The organism is Pseudomonas sp. MF09150, assembly GCF_059862355.1.
In genome coordinates this window covers 124,773-143,612 of the sequence record NZ_JCBCUS010000012.1, presented here as the reverse complement: position 1 = coordinate 143,612, position 18,840 = coordinate 124,773, and the positions used below count along the sequence as shown (strand labels likewise).

Sequence of the window (18,840 nt, the reverse complement as noted above, 5' to 3'; positions counted from 1 at the left end):
CAACTCCTTATGCCTCGTTCTGCGAGGCGAGTAAATAGGACACCACCAAGGCATGTACCGGTATGAACCAGCCTTGGCGGTCGAAGTCGGCAACCAGACGGATAGCAAATTTCAAATAGGCCGGCGTTGCTGGCAAGTCGGTGATTTTGGCCCGTCCAGCGGTGACAAAAGCCATGAAGATCGGTAGATAGGCCACTGCATCGGTGAACTCCGCCAGCGAAAGAGCTTTCACCAGAGGCGGCAGCAACTGCCTGTCAATCCAGCTGGAAAGTTCGCTGCCCAGCAAGGTAGGCCAGTTCCGATTGGCTTCATGCAGGTGCCTTAGGCCCTGATACCAAGCCGGCAGAACCTGCTCCAGAGGTAGCTTCTTTAATGAGCTGCAATTGCCAGTGCTTAGGTAGTCCCCAAGGTAATCGAAGCCGGAAACGATGCAACGCAGTGCCTCGGCGCGCTTCGAGACGAGAGTATTGACCAGTGCGTCAGGAAGTCCGGTCAGTCGCATATAGTCGTGGAACAGTCGATAGGCCTGTGCCCACAGTGGAAGCGGGATGGTTTCCCAGATGACGGAGAGTTCATCGCGGATGCGTGCGCAGAACGACTCATCCATCTCAAGGCGAAACACCGAGAAACTCAACGCCTCTTGATTGCGCGAAAGAGCCTTCCAGGTTTCGAAGGAAGAGAGTGGCAGGTGGCGGTAGTTCTGCTTCAAGTCAGCCAAGTACTGCCAGCCGCTGTGGTTGAAATCGTACGCCATGGCTGCAATCTGTTGGTCGATGGCATGCGGATTGTGCTCAGGGTGAAAAACCTCTGCAGCACGGTGCAGTGAGCATATTTCAGCGGCGGTATCCAAGCCATTGACAGGTACCACGTATAAAGCCGGGCGAAAGCGAATGCTTGAGGATTCTGCCGGGTAGATCAGCCACGGTCCACGGGGCTGCATGGCTTGCGGTATCTCAAAGCTGCCGATGCCAACGGCTTCGCTGGTCCTCTCGGTCAATTGCAACGGGGTACGCTTGGGGTCGGATAGGAGCATGGCTTCAGCCTGCACGCCATCCAGTACGGAGGTATTAGAAACGCCACTCACGTAGAAGGCATGCCGTCCCTCCCACTGCAGCTGGCCACCATAGCGGCGTATATCGAGCTTCAGCAGCGGTTGTTCAGTTTCCAGAGAAAATCTGATGTAGGCATCCTGTTCATCCACTGCCCCCAACATGTTCTGCATGTCGCCTAAGTAGCTGAACAGGTTGAGCATTACAGGTGCTGAGCCAACCCGGATGCTGTATGTCCGCTGCGGATGCGGCTGTTCCGCGCATATCAGCTCCAGCTGCATATGGAAGTTCTGTCCCTGGGTAAGACCTGAGGTCAGTGAAATGCGATGGCCCATCAGATCGGCCAATATCAACTCCCTGGCTCGCGACGGATTGCCATATTGATCCAGCAGGCGTGCCCCCTGGTAAGGATAGGGCAGGTGAAGCTGGAGAGACGGCAGTCCTTGGCCTAATTCGAGAACAAAGGTCGAAGGGGGGGCCTCACCTTGGTGGCGCATGTAAAGTGAATTTTCGTCCCGTTCCACTACCAGAGCATTGCTGACGACGTGTAAATCTAGTTGTGCAACCCCTTTGATCTGGAGACGTGCAGGCTGTTCTCGTACTCCCGGGAATAGCGAAAGATTGAAATCTCTGGGTAGGACACCGAAACGGCGCTGCAATAGTGTCTTGCCCGAGCGGGTGCGTAAGGTATAACGAGCTGAGCCACAACGGCTGCTACGTTGACGGTCCAGTAGCTCGCCATTGACGAACTCAAGCAAGTCCTCTCTGGCATGAGGGTAGCCTTCAGGCAGTTCTAGGTTGGGCCAGCCAAGGTAGACCATCGCAGGAGAGCTTTCGTAAAGTGCAAATATACCCGTGAGAGTTGGTTTAGCGTCATCGTTGTCTGCCTGATTCAGCTCGACCTGATAGTGGTCATCCCCCCTTACCAGAGATAGGTTGACGTTTGCCTCCAGCCAGAGGCCGTTCTCCTGATCCTCGAGCAGAAAATTTGCAGCGCCACCTTCGCAATTGGTGGCAAAGCCCGGGGGGACTCGGAGTCGAACCAATCCGGATGACAGCGAGCAACTGGACGAAGCGACCAGTTGCCAGCGTTCGGAGCGATTCTCGAAAATCAAGGGTATGTCGTGGTAGTCGAGGGCACTACCATCGAAGAACTGGCAATGAACCATTCGCCCGTTATCCAGCAACCGAAGGCTCAGCGGCTCGTCAAGTCTGCGACGTTCGAGTGTGACCTGAGGGTTGGAGAAGCGGACCTTGAAGCCTTGTTCAGTGAGCTGGCCGTAAACGGCGGGACCTCTGGCCAAGAGCCTTTCACCTTCGTAATAAGCCAACTCAAGGCGGGTACTGCCCAGACTCGTCGGATCGACTACGAATGTTGCCTCCTGAGGCAGGATCAATTCGGTGCGGATCAACCACTGAGGCAATGTGCCATACAGAAAATGCTCGCAAGTGAAGACCCTGGCCTTCTCTAAGGCCTCCTTGCGCTCCTGACGTTTCTGTCCTGCATCGCGTAGCCAATCATTGAGCAGCGTGCGGGAGTTGCTTTCATCCAGCGGAATTGGGAAGGCATCCGTCCAGCCTGGTGCGACCTTATCTAGGTAGTTGGCTGGATCCTGTTGATCCTTCAAGGGGTAGTGCTCGACCAGATACATGAGCTGATCAACGATGCCCGCCAGCAGCCGTCGCGTTTCCAAGTTGCGGAAGATGAGCGGTAGCTCATTTTCGAAGTCCGCCATCAAATCCGCTGTTGTTCTGCGGTTACCTTCAGTGCGATAGAAGTGCTTGATCCCCCTGCGCACAGCCCGTCCAAATCCGTGCGACTCACTTTGCACCAGTGGCCAAGGAAGGCCGCCTTCGGCAAATAGAGAGCCGAGCCAGTCGCGACTATTCTCACGAAAGCGTATCGGTCTACTCCAGTACGCCAGCCCGCTACTTGTCAGGCTGGCATGCTGCTGCGGGGACAAGGAGATCCCAAGTATTGTTTCCGGCCCCGACCATGACCATGAGCTGTTGTAGTCGCGCCGATACTGCTCACTGACAAACAGGCAAAAGCAAGCAGCCAGGTGAGTTGAGTAGTTTTGTACTGAGCCTCTTCTAAAGTAGCTGCTCAACATTTCAATTAGTGACCGATACTCAGACTCAGTAACGTGATAGCTGTAGAGTGGCTTACCGTCAGGACCTTTAAACATAGTCCGGATGAACAGGAGTTCACTTAGCCATGCCTTAGCAGCAGTGGTGGCAGGTGCGTTCAATTCCATCGAAAACTCCTTTTATGTTCTCTGGCTCTACGCAGACTGCATGCCAGGTCCTGCCATAACTTTTTTGGTTAAATGCTCGTTCTAGTCGAGCTCAACAACTCTATTCCCGCATCCTTCTTCAGCAGCTCATACACGACCGTCAGGAACACATCTCGCGTGGATTCGTCGCTCAGCAGCTTGGTCGCCATGCTAGTGTGACTGCTCATTGCACTGGCAATGGCCTGGATGGCTTTGCTCGGCAGGTCAGCCTTCATCGCCTGGTCCATGGTGTTGTTCTGCACCTGAGCCATGACCACGGTATCGCCACGCAGCTTTTCGGACACATGCACCGCGAATGCCACTTGATCTGTATCGGTGATGTCTTTGCCGAAAGCGTTATTGAGCTTTTCGATCAGCTCGGTGAGGTATTTTTTCTCCCGGTCGCGGGCGTCGCGCAAGCCGTTATCGGTGATGCCATATAGCTCAGGTGCCTCACCCACGGCTGAAAGCCCTGCCAGCCCCTCTCCTTTTTTGATCTTGTAGTGGCTGAGTTTGAGATCATCCAGATCCACCTGTTCGGCGCTGACGCCCTTCAAGCGTTTACGCAGCAGCCGAGCGTAGCTGGCGAAAGCTTCCAGCGCAGGGTCGCCGAACTCCACCAGTTGAGCAATGTACTCATAGGTGCGGACGAACTTGGTCAGGCTCTCGCTGAAGATCATCAATTCATCACGACCCATGCAGTACTCCGCCCGTTGTACGTCGGAGTACTCCATCCCCTTTTCGTCACCGTTGTCGTGAGCGGCCTCCCAGGCCTTTTCCCACTGGTCGATGCCATCGTTGAGGGTCTTTAGCTTGCCATTGAAACGGTCGGTGGCTGATTGAGTCAGCGAATAAAGCTTCTGGTGAGTGACATTGCGATTCACGATGGCTTCGCCAAACGCCTCGACCTCAGCGGCTTCATAGATGAACATGCCATCCAAGCGCTGCTTGATGTCGTAGACAATGTTCGGGTCCTGAATATCTGCCACTTGAGCATCACGGTAGAAGGTCTTGAACGCTGCCAGGATCTCTTCTGCCTCGTTAGCAAAGTCGATGACGTAGGTCTTGTCCTTGCCGGGGAAGGTTCGATTCAACCGCGACAGCGTCTGCACTGCCTCCACACCCGAGATTTTTTTGTCCAGGTACATTGCCACCAGCTTGGGTTGGTCGAAGCCGGTCTGGTACTTGTTGGCAACGATCATCACCCGGTAATCCGGGGTGTCGAACACCTTTCGCATATCGCGGCCATTGAGGCCGGGGTTTAAGTTGGTCTCGCTGAACTGGTGATCCGCAGGCAGGCCGGTTTCCTGCACATCGCTATTGGGCACCTCACCGGAGAACGCCACCATCGCCTGCACGTTGTCGTAGCCCTTGCGCTGGCAGTAGTCCAGCAGCGCCAAGTGGTACTTCACCGCAGCGGCACGCGAGCTGGTCACCACCATGGCCTTGGCCTGACCACCGAGCAAGTGTGCAACGTTCTTGCGGAAGTGCTCGACGATCAGCTCGACCTTCTGCCCCACGTTCACCGGATTCAGTGACAGCCACTTGGCCAGCTTGCGCCGGGCACTCTTCTCGTCCACACGTTTGTCGTCGACAAACTCGCTGCCGATTTTGAACGCCACGTTATAGCCGGTGTAGTTCTTCAGCACATCAAGGATAAAGCCTTCCTCGATGGCCTGCTGCATGGTGTAAAGGTGAAACGGTGCCGGAGGATTTTCCTGGTTCACCGGCTGCGCCGCATTTCGCGGGCGGCCAAACAAACTTAGAGTCGAATGCTTGGGCGTGGCGGTAAAGGCAAAGTAGCTGGCATTGCCCGGTCGGCTACGCGATGACTGCCATACCGATAAACGCTCCTCTTTGCTCAGTCTGTCCCACTCGTCCTCACTCTGCCCGGTCAGCACATAGCGCAGGTCATCGGCGGTACTGCCGCCAGTGGAGCTGTGCGCCTCGTCGATAATGATGGCGAAACGACGGTCACGCAGGCTGGTTTCACCTAGAATGGCCTTCTGTGCATAGGGAAAAGTCTGCAGGGTACAGACGATGATCGGCACGCCGTCTAGCATTGCCTTGGCCAACTGCTGGCTCTTGGGGAGGCTGGATTGCTGACGGTCGATGGCGCACACCACCCCTGCCTGGTGCTCGATCTGCTGGATGGCATCCTGCAACTGCTGATCCAGCACCTGGCGGTCAGTGACCACGATCACGCTATGGAAATACGGCTCGCCATCCGGGCGACGCACGCGGATCAACGAATGCGCCGTCCAGGCAATGGTATTGGTCTTGCCCGAGCCAGCGCTGTGTTGGATCAGATAAGGCTGCCCGGCACCCTCGATGCGCACCGCGTCGATCATCTTGGTTACGCCTTCCCACTGATGGAAGCGCGGGAAAATCAAACCTTCCTTGAAGTAGGTCTTGCCGTTCAAATCCTGGGCTTCCTTGCGCTCCTGAAGCACGTAGCGATGGAAGATGTGCAGCCAATTATCCTTCTGCAGCACCCGCTTCCAAAGGTAGCTCACCGGGTAGCTGTCATTGTCGCCGGGTGGATTACCCGCCGCGCCATCGTTTCCCCGGTTAAACGGCAGAAAGAAAGTCGAATCCCCGGCCAGTTTGGTGGTCATGCGGATATCGCTGTCGCTCATGGCGAAGTGCACCACTGCACCACGCTTGAAGGTCAGCAGCGGTTCAAACCCGCCACTCTTGCGCTCCGGCTTGCGGTCCATCCGGTACTGCTGCATGGCAGCCTGCACCGACTGGGTGAAGTCGGTCTTAAGCTCCACCGTAGCCACGGGAATACCATTGATAAAGAAGGCCAGGTCGATCTCGTCGGTCTTGTCCAACGAGAAACGCAGCTGCGGTACCACGCGCAGGCGGTTGCTCGCATAGCGCTGAATCACCGTCTCGTTGCGATCATCCTCCGGTAACCCCTGGCTCATGGCTAAGGTGCCGCCACCGGCCACGGCGAAGCCGTAACGCAGCACATTCACCGTTCCGCCATCGACCTTGTTTTCCAGTTGTTTAACCAGCCGATCCAGCACCACATCGCGAGTGCCAGTACCGTTCATGGCATGCAACTTGGCCATGGCCTGCGGCTGGCTTTCCTCCAGCCAACCGAGCACATCATCAGGGAACAGCGCCCGCGCCGCGTCATAGTCGGCGGACTTGCCGACCAACCAACCAGCAGCAGCCAGTTGCTCGACGATATGGCGTTCGAGTTCGCATTCGTGGTGGATGTGGCTCATGGGGCGATCCTTCGTCTGGCCCGCCCCTATCTGAGAGAGGCAGTTTGTCTAAAGTTGGTCTTGAGTTCGTCTAATGCTCGGTGCCGACAAGCTGAGCCACCAGTCAAATACCCATCAAATACAAAAAACATCAGGCTAACGCCGCAAGCGTAATGATTTAGAGGCTTTAGCCTTGAAAATATGCCGCCCAACAGACGACGAATCAAATACCCGTCAAATACAACGCCACTCAAGCCCAGTAGGGCAGATAGCGTGAGTTTTTGTTGGACTGTCCCTCTTCATAGGGCTTGATAACCTGTACCTCTTTTGCGTCCCGAATAATCCGCGATGCCATCGCACTGTTTTTGGCATCGATTCCAAAGCGTTCACGCAGCGTCGTATTAGTCATCGGGTCACGCAGCACATAACGCAGGCAAGCATGCAGATAGCAGGCATATACCCGCTCCTGCTTGTCCATGTCCTTGAGTGCTCGGTGAGCGAACAGTACGACCCGTAGAGAGCCATCAGGGCGCTCCCAGCGCGGCGGTGGTAATTGATAGAGTTCCGTATCGGAAACCACCTTGTCCACGCCGCTACCCCGTTCTTCACAGATGCCGACGCGTCGCATAAAAGAGGCCAGCGCCTCATTGCGTGAGCGAGGCGGACTATCGAGAAAACGATCAACATCGACCAGAGGCTCACCGGGATTGGTGATCTCAAGGCGGTCATCAAAAATCTCCACCATAGGGCCTGCACCCGACACAGAGAAATCCTGATGGATCAGGGCATTGGCAATCAGCTCACGCACTGCCAAGTCCGGGTACATCGGCACATCCTTGCGCAGGGCCTTTCCAATTACCTCATTTCGAGGTAGCAGTGCACTGAGAAAATCAATCAACCCCTCGAAACCGCTGGCATAGCCCTTGTGCCCCTGCTGCTCACGTACGGTTTTCAGACGCCCCTTGCCTTCATAAACAATCAGCCGCACCGCCTTGCGCGCTAGCCCTTTGAATTTCTGCAACTCACGGGCAAACAAAATCGCGCCGAGGTTGGTGATCTCCCAGCGCTTGGCCGCATCACAACGCAGCATGCCATCTTCTTGCAGACGGCTGAGAATACCGCTCTGATCCGTAGGCAGTGGAAGCCCCAGCAATTGGAAATAAGCAGGGTAATCAAGTAAGGCCAAAGCCTCAGAAGCATCCAGATTGCTTGCCGCCGACAGCTCCTCGAAGGGGGTTCGGTCGAATACTCGCCAGAGCGCACGCTCTTGTTCAGGGAAGTCTTTCAACGGTTTCTTGTTCGAGCCAATCCGGATTAGCTCACGCCCCTCAAAGGTCGTCGGCTTACTGTGTGCGCTGGGGATTTCCAACAAAACCAAAGGTTTGCCGTCGACTTCGAAGGCATGAAAACGAAAATGCAGCCGAGGACTCAGCAGTCGCAGCAGCCAGCTTTCGAGCTCCTCGTTACCTTTCTTCGCGCTGTGCGGTTTGAAAGTAGTACCGACAATCTCATGGGTCTTGTCACTCACACCCCAGACCAGATAGGCATTGCTCTTGCCGTCCAGAGCTGCCGCATTGGATAAAGCAGCTAGGTACTCACCAATTTCCTGTGGATCGGCGTTGTTGTGTTTGAACTCCAGCCACGGGGTTTCGGCCGGGAGCTTACACAGCTCCCTGACCAAGCTGATCAGGTAATCGGCATTACGTTCCAAGGTCATGACGCCCTCCTAAAATTATGGGTGCCCGACAACTGACTCGCTGAGCTGCACAGAAAAGTGTCTGGCTTGCTCATTCTGCCTCCGGTTCGGGGGTAACGCTGTTTAACTGCTGATCCTGCCAGGCTGCGTAGGTTTGCCCCGTGCCCTCAACCACCCAGGAGGTGCGCCCATTGGCGGAACGGCCACACACCACGGCGGCGGCAGCGCTGGGGCTGCTGAAGGCATAGTCGTCGCTAAACACCAGGTTATTGCTGCCTTGTGCGACCATGACGCCTTCGCCGACCAGTTGCTTGAATAATCCCTGGTAGCCACGCTCGGTACCCACCCACTCGGCGCGGGCCTTAGAGCCCTTGAGCACAAAGAACTCGCCGTCGATTTCCTGCCCTTGCGCGCTGATGCTGTAACGCGGCACCTCCAGATTGAAGCGCGGCGAGTGGCTGACTGGAATGGCCGGGCTGGTACTGACGGCAGCGGAAGGCTTGGTCAGCTCACGCAGAAAGTCGAAGCCCAGCACCGGCAGCACGGTACGGATCTGCTCTAGGAAGAAGGCCATATCAGCGCGGTCGGACTCCGGCAGACTGCCATAATCATGCGCAGTGCCATTAAGCAGCTCGCAGCGGCCGACTTGGTTAGCGATGCTGATCAGCAGGCTTTCCAGATACTTCACATGGGTCTTGGTCAAGTTCTGGTCCTTGCTGGTGACCAGACAAACCTTTTCCCAGAAGTCTTTGCCGCCCGCCGTACCCTCGGAGGCCTCCGGGCGGTTGTGCTGTTTGAGGCGCTTGGCCACGTCATCCGACTCGCCGATATACACCTTGGAGCGCAGATTGTTATCCGGGTCGGGGCCGACCAGAAAATACACGCCGGTTCGCCCGCACTCGGGACGCTGCACCAGCTCGGCCAGCTTGCTGCGCGGGCCGGTGAGAACATGGCCGGTCCAGTTCATGATCTCGGCAGTAAGAAGTCCATTGGGCGTACCGTCCACCAGAAACAAACGGATGCTGCGGCCTGGGTTCATGTGGCCTCCCGCAGGTCGATTTGGCCGGTGACGGCGGCCGTGATTAGGGCGGAGCGGCGTTCTTTGAGTAGAGCAATGCTGCGCGCGGTTTTAGTTAGCAAAACATCAAGGCTATCGGACTCAATGCGAACATGATCTGCAATTTCTCGCTGCTCACGCTTTGGCGGAAAAGCAAACCGGTATTGGCGAAACTTCTCAGCTGGCAGATGCGCAATAGTTGCCTTGGAATCCGATTCCTCAAAAACCCCGCGCTTTTTTGCGGTAAGAAGTGAAAAGAAGAAAAATTCTGCCGTATCCGTGTTTTGTAAGCGCGGACGCAAACGATGTAGAGCTTTCTGGTAGCCGAAAACAGAGCTTTCACCCCTCCAGATAGCTGCACGCCCTACATCCCCACCTTCGCAGACCATCAAATCCCCATCCATGACGGTATAACGTTCAATCTCCGCCGGATGAATATCCATTTCAGGAAGATTTTGGATATTGATGGCCCCCCATTGCACATCCTGATTTCTAAGGTAAGGAACCAGGCTAGTCTTGGTGAGCTTTTTCTCGTCGAGCATTTTCCCTAGCTCAACTGAGTATCGGAAACTCAGCTTGCAGACGGCCCAATGCTCAGGCACCTCTCCCAGCCACTCTACGCCGGAGTCTTTCATCTTCACATTCGGATCGAGACCCTTCGTGACGGCATGGGTGATCAGCGCCTGGCGCTTTTCGCGCAGCAGTTCGATAAAGCGGGCTTTCTTCTCCACCAACGCGTCGATGCGGACGGTTTCGCGATCGAGGTGGGAAAGAATTGCGCATTGCTCCTCGCTGGGTGGAATTGTGAGCTGCATGGATGTCCATGCCTCCATACGGAGAGCCTTTGTTCCATGCCCGGCCTCCTCAAGACGGCACAGCGACTCATCTGCCAAGCCTCTGAGCAAATGAGCCAGAAATCTCCCATCCAGCTTCGACGACGCATGCAGAGCCTTCAAATCTTGATTGATTGCCATCGGCACCATGGCTTCAGCCACCGGAAATATCCGCGCCAGAATCATTCCCCTGACCACAACCAAAACGCTTCCTGCAGGAACCAGAGATGCAGCACCAGATGTAACCGCCAGCTCTGTCAGATGATCTTGCGTGTCCTCAAGCTGTTCCTTTTTGAGGTCTTTGGCCGAGGCCCAAGGGATATCGCCATCCCAAAATTCCTGCTTGTCTTTGCTGGGAGTGCCTCCGCTACGGAAAGTCACGACGTACTTGAGTGGCGAGACAGCCCAATGCCCCGGCACCTGCCCCAACCACTCCACCCCGGAATCCTTGTACACCGGGTACGGCTTGTAATGACTCACGCCGTCACCTCACCCAGCAGCGCGGCAATCTCCGCCTCCACTGCCTTCAAGTCGGCATCGATCTCAGCCAGCGCACGCGGTGGCTGGTAGACGTAGAAGTAGCGGTTGAAGTTGATCTCGTAGCCGACGATGCCGACCTGGCCGTCCTTCGCATCAAGCTTGCCGGTATCGATCCAGGCATCCGACACGTGCGGCAGCACTTCACGGGCGAAGTATTCGTCGATGGACTGGTTGAGCGGCACGTTCTCGAACTCGCGTAGGTCGCTGTCCGCCTGCATATTGCCTTTGTCGTCCAGTACCGGTTGGGCTTCGGCAGCACGCTCGCCGAAGCAGGCCAATGCGGCTTTCAGCGCGCCTTTGCTGAGTTTCTTGATGCCAGCGGCGTTGAGGAAGGCCGGCAAGTTATCGAAGCTGCCGGAAACGTTAGCGAACTCTTCAACCTGATCGGCACCCTTGGTGGCCTGGTAAGCGGCGAGCTTGTCCGGCGTGACCGAGAAGCGCAGGCGCAGCGGGCGCTCGACGGTGATGCGCCGGTAGCCGAAGTCGGTGGTGGCAAACACCTTGCTGTTCGAACCGTTCTTACCGGCCTCATGCAGCTTGGCAATTTCTGCGATCTGCTCCTCAGCGAGAAACTTACGCTTGCTGCCCAGGCTTTTACGCATGGGCGCGTGCATGGCGGTGGCGTCGATCAGTTGCACCTGGCCTTTGCGCGCGGCTTCCTTATGGTTGGACAGCACCCAGATATAGGTGCCGATGCCTGTGTTGTAGAACAGGTCGTTGGGCAGGGCGATGATCGCCTCCAGCCAGTCATTCTCCAGAATCCAGCGACGGATCTCCGATTCGCCGGAGCCCGCACCGCCATTGAACAGCGGAGAGCCGGACAAGACGATACCGATCCGTGTGCCACCCTGCTCTGCCGGCTTGCGCTTGGACAGTAGGTGCATAAGGAACAGCAGTGAGCCATCGCCCACTCGTGGCAGGCCGGCACCGAAGCGCCCGGCGAAACCAAGACTGGCCTGCTCGTCCTGCACCTGCTTCTGCACCTTCTCCCACTTCACGCCGAACGGCGGGTTAGCCAGGCAGTAGTCGAACTGCTCATGGGGCAACAGGTCGCTGGAAAGGGTGTTACCTAGCTTGATGTTCTTGGTGTCATAACCCTGAATCAACTTGTCCGCCACCGAGATGGCGTAGGTTTCCGGGTTCAATTCCTGAGCGTAAGGCACCAGGCGGGCATTGGGGTTCCACTCAGCCACCTGCTCGATGGCTGAGGAGAGGAAGCCGCCCGTACCAGCAGCGCAGTCATACACGGTGCGCACCACGCCTTCGCCATTCAGCGCCTGATGGTCGGGTGCGAAGATCAACGTAGTTGCAAGACGCACCACGTCACGCGGGGTGAAGAACTCTCCGGCGGTGTCGTTGGCGGACTCAGCGAACTTTCGGATCAGATGCTCGAACACCAGACCCATTTCGTGGTTGCTGATAACGCTGGGATGCAAATCGATGCTAGCGAACTTCTGCGTCAATAGGTACAGCAGGTTGGCGGTTTCCAGTCGGCTAAGCCAATCAGCAAAATTGAAGTGCTGAAATACCTGATGGGCATTGGCCGAAAATTTGGCGATGTAATTTTCCAGATTGGCGCGGGTGCTGGTGGAGCCGACGCTTTCCAAAGCAAACTGCGAGACGTTATAGAAGGTAGCCCCGGCGGTGGTAGGCAGAATCAAATCCATATCCACGCCGCTGGCGTGCATTGCCAGAAACTGGCTGCGCACCTTGTCGCGGGTAGGTTCCAGCACGCACTCCAGACGACGCAGCACAGTAAAAGGCAGGATGATGCGACCGAACTCGGACTGCCTGAAATCGCCACGTAGCACATCGGCCACGTTCCAGATGAAATCGGCGAGATTTTGCTGTTGCTGGTTCACGCAGGAATCCTTTAAACGGGTGAACGCAGGGAGGTTTGTCAGGCGATGATCGCCCCGGAGCCTCCTTGCGGTGGTGGTGTTGCTGATGGCAGAACCTTAACCGGTCAGGGAGCTGAGAACCAGCACGAGGGCTGCGACTTGTAAAGATTTCAGGTAGATAGCTACCGTCGCAATCCTTTGCGCAGGCACTTGCCACGGAGCGGCTTCAACCGTAATTGCTGAGCGTCCTTGACCAGGTAACGCACCGTTTTATGAACATTGCGCCGAATCGTTCGATCGCTCCGCAGGATCATGCCGATACCACACTTGTCTCCGTACTTTTCCTTGTCGTGATTGCAGCTATTGAAGTAGCCCTGCCCCCGCGTAATCCGCTCCCACAGCTCACCAATCTGCTTGGCTTTATAGATGTCTCCGCGCACTTCATTACCGTTGAAGAAGAAAGCCGCATGGATGTGGTATCCCCGGTCTTCACCCTGTTCAACACTGCAGATGTAACCAGTCTCAAGGTCGAAGATCGGATTGCGCTCACGCTCAGCAATCAGCCGATCCAGGTCGTCGAATACATGCTCGACACGTAACCTTGCCTGCGCTTCCGAGAGGTAGTACAGATTGACCCTGACTATTGTGGTGCGAGAGTAACGATCAAGCACAGCATCAACGTAATCGGTGACGCTTCCCTCCTGCTTCTTAGCCTGGAGGCGGAGGTCATCCTTCCTGCGGAGATACCATCGCTCACGAGTCAACTGACGGATCCGAGCAACCAAGACGTTCATGCTGTGGTGGTGGTCGAGCCAAGCCGTACCCCTTTCATTCAAGCAGACAGGACCATCAGGATGACGCTCCAGTCCAATGTCCTGGCATGCTTCCCAAAACGCTCGCAGGTGCTCGCTGTAGCGGTATTCAACTCGGTCATCGAACAGATCCATCATCTGCCGGATGTGAGTGAAGTATCTGGAGAGCCTGGTCTCCTCAACTCGCTCATAACCTGTGCGGGTTTGCCTGAACCGAAAGGCTGGGCTGTCATGCTGCTCGATGGCCTGGACGAGTCGTTCAATCTGAATGGCGATGTCGGACTGGGAAAGGTAGGTGTAGGTGTTGCGCTTGGTCATGGTGGTGTACCTGATTGGTTGTTCGCATATCAGGTACGTGCTCTGTGTACTTTTTAACCGAAGACGTATCGCTAGTCTGAGCAGTAGGTGCTGTGTAGCTGGATCATACTGCCTATTGAATTTTATGTATCGATAGTTAATAACTATATAACTAGAAGCAGCACCGTCTCAGATGGCTCCTCACGGCCAGACGGGGAGATGAGGAGCAACATTCCCAAGCCTACCAAGAGATTTTCCAAACCACCTTTTGGGGGAGTTAGCTGAGAAGACAGGCTTTCCCAAAGCGGCATAAACGCCATGACCAGCTACAGGCCGGTCATGGCGCAGTGATTAATTTTTAGCTGGCCACATTCAGACGACCAGATCGGGCTGAAGAGCTCTCTGCTAGGCCGCGCTCTTCAATTCTTGCCAGTATCCAGTCGTGCACCTCGCGTTCATCGACCGTGAAACCCTCAAGCGCATCGTGCCAGATCGTAAGCTTCGGCTAATGGTCGCCACCGATGCAGCCTGTGAGGGACTGCACCTGCAGACGCTGGGCGTGCTAATCAACGTTGACCATCCATGGAACCCGACCAAGCTTAAGCAACGCATACCAGTCTCCTGCCAATTACGCCCTGATCACGAGACAACTCAGCCGTTTCGCACCGGCGTGAGTATGGCCGTGGGAGAGCACACAACTACTTGCCTTGCGCCCCGTGTGAGGGCGACATAAAGGTTTTGGGCTGTCATCAACTCAGGATACAGAACCACCGAGACGTCCGCCTCCAGGCCCTTGAGAAGTAAAGTGCTGCCAACCGAACGTCGTGCAATCGGTCGACCAAGATGTCGATTGCGTTCGCGAGCTTGAATCGCTGCAGTCAGAAAGTCGGATGCCCCTCCTGCCACTGCTTGCATGGCAGAGCGACAGCAGTGCAGGACTTCTGGTCGGAACACGCGTGAGTCAGGCTGGTCAGCGAGGGCATTGAGCACACGATGCGCTCTGTCAAGCGTTGGCTCCGCGACGAATGCAACGGCCTCGGCCTCAGCCGGGGTCGGAGGCGTTCGGGCCCGTCCTCCACGAAGAGACTCGACACGCGTTCGTAGGTTTGCGGCACCAACCCCGGTCATCACGTTTGAAGCGAATTCGGCGAGCTGAGCCAGAGGATTGACGCCTTGCAGGTCGAACTGCCTTGCGAAGTTGACTAGATCTCGTAGGTCGACAGCTTCGACGGCCATGGCCCCTGGTGTCTGGCTCGTGAGCTGATGGCGGCCTTGCACGTTCATAGCGTCCCCGATGATGAGGACGCTGCCCTGAGCGTTGGGGGCCTCAGTTCTCGCGGCCACTAGGCGCTGCTGGACTTCGGTTCCAGCGTTCAGCTGAGCCCAACGTACTTCTGCCGGAGCCGTGCGTAGGTCCACCGGCTGGCCAGCCTGAAGTTGTTGCCGGATGGCGAGTAACCACTGCCCAAGGTTTTCAGCACCGGCCAGTCGCCAGCGCCACGGAATCCTCAGTTCACCCGCCGCCGGGAATTGGGGCTGAACTTCGTTCGCCCAATGCACCAGTCGATTGCCACGGAAACCGAAGATGGCTTGCATGGGGTCACCAAGCACGCAGGTCGGAAGCACCTGGGCCAAACCTGACACGATGGCATGCTGGACGACATTGCAGTCTTGGTACTCGTCGACAAGCAACCGTGCGTAGCTGGCACGGAGAGGCTGGGCAAGGTGGCCAGCGTGCAACAACTGCCCGGCGGCCTCTCGAATTGCAGGGTAGTCCGCGTTGGGCTGATGGAGCTCCAAGATTTGCGGGTTGTGGCCGCTTCGCGCCGGGAACCTGGCGATGAGACGCATCGAGAACCCGTCGATGGTGGAGACCCGATACGCGGAGCTAGGAACGCCTGCACGTCTCAGGCGTGCGCGCAAAGCCGCAACACCAGCGTTCGTGTGCGTTAGGACAAGGATGGGCTTGCTCTGCGTATGCGCGATGAGCGTGTCAGCAATCAGCTGCGTCTTCCCACAACCTGCGGGGGCTGTTATTGAGCCACGCTCGATGGCGAAGATGTCGATTTCAAGGGGCACTTGTGAACGTCCAGAGCTGGTTCGTGACGGCCATGAAGCCCGCTTCGGCCGTCTGCAGAGACGGGCCAACGATGTCCCTCGCGACTTCCTGGTAGGTTGTCAACGACTTGAACCACCCGCTGTTGCGGATACGGGATGCGGTACCCAGTAGCTCTCGCTTCGCGGGTGAGTAGCCATCCACGAGTCTTTCACCCTGGATGTCGTTCAGCGTCACGCGCCCTTGGGACCTAGTCTGAATATGCTCGTTCATCAGTTCGACACCCACTATCGCTTCGGCTTTCGCCAGAAGGGCATCAAGTGCTTGGTCACTGAGATGGCGGAAGATCTCATCCTCCAAAGTAAGACCCGGACGCCAGGTAAGAATTTGCCCACCTGCGGCCAAGAATGCTTCCGCAAGTCCTGCGGTAGACGGCTTGTCGGCGTCCACAAAAACCAACACGCGATAGCCTAGGTTCCGAAGTGCGGTTCCGCGGATAAGGCTATTATCAGGACTTCCCCCGCCAGCGTTCACGTAAGCACCTCCATGAGCCAGAAACGAGGTGGCCCCAAGGCTGACCCACCATTGGTCAAGGCCACGCGCGAAACCTACCTCACTAGCCCCCTCGCAGACGATGATGGATTTGGCGAGGAACGCCTCCGGGTCGGTCCGAAGAGTGCTCTGTACTTCATTGGCTCCCCCTGCCGTCATAACGCTGTGGCGTTCAGGCCCTGATCGAACAACGAACAGCTGGCTGCCGGACAGCTCGCGAAGCGCGACCGGCGAATGCGTCGTCATGAAGACCTGCAGCGGAGCTACAGCGTCCTTCGCGCCGAGAGAATCTAGGAAACGCATTAGCCGATGAGGTTCGAGTCCATATTCCACCTCATCGACTAGAGCAATTGGCGCGGCGCTGGCCGCAGCCCTCTGAAGCCCAGCCACTAGCAGGCGTGACGAACCCGTACCAAGGGAGCGTAGCGGAATGCCTGTCTCGCTGTGCAACGCGATGGCCCCCTCGCCAATCGACACAGAGTGTGCATCAAGGAGTGCCAGTGGCATCGCCCCGACCGAAACGCCGAGATGCTGCGCTGTCTGCTGCACGACCTCAAGCGTCTGGATTAGATGTGAGGCCGCTTGATTGCCAAAGTTCGCTCTTGCCTGCCTGGCGGCGCGCGCTAGTTCGGCACCAAGCTCCGCTCGTTCATCAGTAAGTCGATTGAGCACCGAACCACGACTCCATGACAGGTTCGAACTCGCAAAGCTACCAATGCGGGCGGGAGCTATTGCCGCTCGCTCTTTCCAGGGAAGGGTGCGCTCAAGCTGCTGCAGTTCCGCGCGCTCAGAGAAAAGCGTCCAAGAAGGCTCCAAATCGGCACCAACCTGCAGAAGCAATGTGATGACAGTCTCAATACCCACCCGCGGTTCATCTTCGACCGCTCCCGTTTCGGGATTGAATCCACGCAGGAAGTCGCCGTACAGGTCAATGTCCATCAGCGATGTAGGGAGATCGCCAAGCGTCACGCTGATGGTGATGGGCACTTCGACGTTCAGAGCGAAGAAATCCATATCGCCGAATGAGCTGCTTCGGCGAGCGCCAAGGCAGAGGTCAATCGCGTCGAGGATGGTGGATTTTCCGCTGTCGCCAGGGCCTATGAGGCAGTTAATGCCGGGGGAAGGCACCCAATCCAGCGCTTGGATAGACCTGAAGTTGCTGATTTTCAGTCGGCGAATGCGTGCCACAGTGACTCCTCAAAGGTTAACGGCGGTCAGTGCTCTAGCGACAGAGCCATAGCCATAGCCATAGCCATAGCCATAGCCATAGCCATAGCCATAGTCGATAGTATGCCGCCTCTTCATCAAGGTGCAGGGTACTTCAATCAAGTGGTGACTGTTTTTTTGACCACCACTATCATCCTGGGCTGGAACTTGAAAAAACCCAAGCAGCCGTTTAAGCAACTACCCTTGAACGGTGCTCTTGGCCGATTTTTGCCTAAAGCGTATGGCAGAGATCATTGAAGCTGCATCCAGGCTCATCTGACCGAGAGAAGCCTATGTCCGTTTGCGACCACGAGCCAAAGCTTGAGCATTCAATGTCACGCGTCGCAGGCATGGGGGGACAGATGAGGGGACAAACAAAATAAAAAATAAAAATACTATACAAATTAATAACTTAACAAACATAAAAAGCCGCCCACAAGCCGGCTTTTTAATGCCTGCAAAAAACCTATCCCCCTTCAAAACCCCATCCGCCGCCTCGTTTTTTCAGCGGTGAGGCTTTCGTTTATCCCATGGCCTCCAACGCCTACGGCTCCGGACATTTAGGCAACGTGAAGTTGGTTCTGCAATGCGAGCCACTCCAGGGAAAAAGTCACCAACGTTCGGGGGCGCAGAGGCACATCGCGGTGGCCGGGCCACCAGATAACCATCCTGATGTTGAACAGAGCGAAAGCCGACATCGAAAGCATCGGCCACAAGGTCACGCGCAAGCGCAAGCTGATCTCCCCTCCCTGCGCCTCTGCACCTGCACCTGCACCTGCACCGATGACCAAAACTTCGAGCCCAAACTATAGGATATGCCTATATAAAGAATTGCATATCGGTCTTGGACGCTATCAATCAAACGACAGAAGATAGCTCCACACACAGCAACACCGACCTGCAAACCAGAGGAGAACCACCATGCAACAGTCCCACGCCTACAACGATATGAGCCTCGCACTGACCACCGGCATCCTCGATGCCAAGGCGCGTAAGAACCTGTCCTGGCAGGATCTGACGGATGGCACCGGTCTTGGCTTGGCGTATGTCACCGCGGCGCTGCTGGGCCAGCATCCATTGCCAGAAAGCGCGGCCAAGGTGATCGGCGAAAAACTCGAGCTGGACGCCGATTCGGTGGCCCGCCTGCAAGTCATCCCGTTGCGCGGCAGCCTCTCGGGCGTGCCGACCGACCCGACCATCTATCGCTTCTACGAGATGATCCAGATCTACGGCACCACCCTCAAAGCCCTGGTGCATGAGCAGTTCGGCGACGGCATCATCAGCGCGATCAACTTCAAGCTGGACATGAAGAAAGTTGCAGACCCGGAAGGCGGTCACCGCGCCGTGATCACCCTCGACGGTAAGTTCTTGCCGCTGCGTCCTTTCTAACGGCGCACCTCGACCTGT

The 18,840-nt window shown here is 56.5% G+C and carries 11 protein-coding genes and 1 pseudogene; 2 read left to right on the top strand and 10 right to left on the bottom strand.

The window, feature by feature from the left end:
• Window positions 1-7: 7 nt before the first annotated feature.
• From AC19YX_RS31045 to AC19YX_RS31010, 8 genes and pseudogenes are all read right to left on the bottom strand, one after another.
• Window positions 8-3,307 carry an STY4851/ECs_5259 family protein gene (locus AC19YX_RS31045; protein ID WP_010562361.1) on the bottom strand — a complete coding sequence of 1,100 codons (3,300 nt, stop codon included), beginning with the start codon at window positions 3,305-3,307 and terminating at the stop codon, window positions 8-10.
• 68 nt (window positions 3,308-3,375) lie between these two features.
• On the bottom strand, window positions 3,376-6,564 hold the full coding sequence (locus AC19YX_RS31040) for a type I restriction endonuclease subunit R (protein ID WP_010562360.1): 3,189 nt from the start codon (window positions 6,562-6,564) through the stop codon (window positions 3,376-3,378).
• Window positions 6,565-6,793: 229 nt separating this feature from the next.
• Window positions 6,794-8,260 (bottom strand): ATP-binding protein, encoded by a 1,467-nt coding sequence (locus tag AC19YX_RS31035; RefSeq protein WP_010562359.1) that lies wholly within the window; start codon window positions 8,258-8,260, stop codon window positions 6,794-6,796.
• A 70-nt stretch (window positions 8,261-8,330) separates the two neighbouring features.
• Window positions 8,331-9,278, bottom strand: coding sequence for a GIY-YIG nuclease family protein (locus AC19YX_RS31030; RefSeq protein WP_010562358.1), 948 nt, complete (start codon window positions 9,276-9,278; stop codon window positions 8,331-8,333).
• A complete protein-coding gene (locus AC19YX_RS31025) occupies window positions 9,275-10,609 on the bottom strand; it encodes a restriction endonuclease subunit S (protein WP_236202538.1) in 1,335 nt (444 codons plus the stop codon). The genes AC19YX_RS31030 and AC19YX_RS31025 overlap by 4 nt, the downstream gene beginning before the upstream one ends.
• Window positions 10,606-12,531, bottom strand: coding sequence for a type I restriction-modification system subunit M (locus tag AC19YX_RS31020; protein ID WP_010562356.1), 1,926 nt, complete (start codon window positions 12,529-12,531; stop codon window positions 10,606-10,608). Before AC19YX_RS31020 ends, AC19YX_RS31025 begins: the two co-directional genes overlap by 4 nt.
• A 161-nt stretch (window positions 12,532-12,692) precedes the next feature.
• On the bottom strand, window positions 12,693-13,640 hold the full coding sequence (locus tag AC19YX_RS31015) for a YagK/YfjJ domain-containing protein (RefSeq protein WP_010562355.1): 948 nt from the start codon (window positions 13,638-13,640) through the stop codon (window positions 12,693-12,695).
• A 337-nt stretch (window positions 13,641-13,977) separates the two neighbouring features.
• Window positions 13,978-14,076, bottom strand: a pseudogene (locus AC19YX_RS31010) (AlpA family transcriptional regulator); the annotation flags it as partial.
• Between AC19YX_RS31010 and AC19YX_RS31005 the strand changes: the two are divergent.
• A complete protein-coding gene (locus tag AC19YX_RS31005; protein ID WP_258170888.1) occupies window positions 14,062-14,352 on the top strand; it encodes a helicase-related protein in 291 nt (96 codons plus the stop codon). The pseudogene AC19YX_RS31010 and the gene AC19YX_RS31005 sit on opposite strands and share 15 nt — an antisense overlap.
• Here the strand turns inward: AC19YX_RS31005 and AC19YX_RS31000 are convergent.
• Both AC19YX_RS31000 and AC19YX_RS30995 read right to left on the bottom strand, forming a co-directional pair.
• Window positions 14,271-15,698 carry a UvrD-helicase domain-containing protein gene (locus tag AC19YX_RS31000; RefSeq protein ID WP_010562354.1) on the bottom strand — a complete coding sequence of 476 codons (1,428 nt, stop codon included), beginning with the start codon at window positions 15,696-15,698 and terminating at the stop codon, window positions 14,271-14,273. The two genes, AC19YX_RS31005 and AC19YX_RS31000, sit on opposite strands and share 82 nt — an antisense overlap.
• Window positions 15,688-17,415: an ATP-dependent nuclease gene (locus tag AC19YX_RS30995; protein ID WP_010562353.1), complete on the bottom strand. Its 1,728-nt coding sequence runs from the start codon at window positions 17,413-17,415 to the stop codon at window positions 15,688-15,690. The genes AC19YX_RS31000 and AC19YX_RS30995 overlap by 11 nt, the downstream gene beginning before the upstream one ends.
• Before the next feature lie 939 nt (window positions 17,416-18,354).
• On the opposite strand from AC19YX_RS30995, the gene cynS reads away from it, so the two are divergent.
• The gene (gene cynS, locus AC19YX_RS30990; RefSeq protein ID WP_500607750.1) at window positions 18,355-18,822 is read left to right on the top strand and encodes a cyanase; all 468 of its coding nucleotides are present in this window, start codon (window positions 18,355-18,357) and stop codon (window positions 18,820-18,822) included.
• The last annotated feature ends 18 nt before the right edge of the window (window positions 18,823-18,840 follow it).

What these genes read in the sequence shown, in the direction of transcription:
- AC19YX_RS31045 (WP_010562361.1), bottom strand. Translation starts at nt 3,307, where the DNA reads ATGGAATTGAACGCACCTGCCACCACTGCTGCTAAGGCATGGCTAAGT.
- AC19YX_RS31040 (WP_010562360.1), bottom strand. Translation starts at nt 6,564, where the DNA reads ATGAGCCACATCCACCACGAATGCGAACTCGAACGCCATATCGTCGAG.
- AC19YX_RS31035 (WP_010562359.1), bottom strand. Translation starts at nt 8,260, where the DNA reads ATGACCTTGGAACGTAATGCCGATTACCTGATCAGCTTGGTCAGGGAG.
- AC19YX_RS31030 (WP_010562358.1), bottom strand. Translation starts at nt 9,278, where the DNA reads ATGAACCCAGGCCGCAGCATCCGTTTGTTTCTGGTGGACGGTACGCCC.
- AC19YX_RS31015 (WP_010562355.1), bottom strand. Translation starts at nt 13,640, where the DNA reads ATGACCAAGCGCAACACCTACACCTACCTTTCCCAGTCCGACATCGCC.
- cynS (WP_500607750.1), top strand. Translation starts at nt 18,355, where the DNA reads ATGCAACAGTCCCACGCCTACAACGATATGAGCCTCGCACTGACCACC.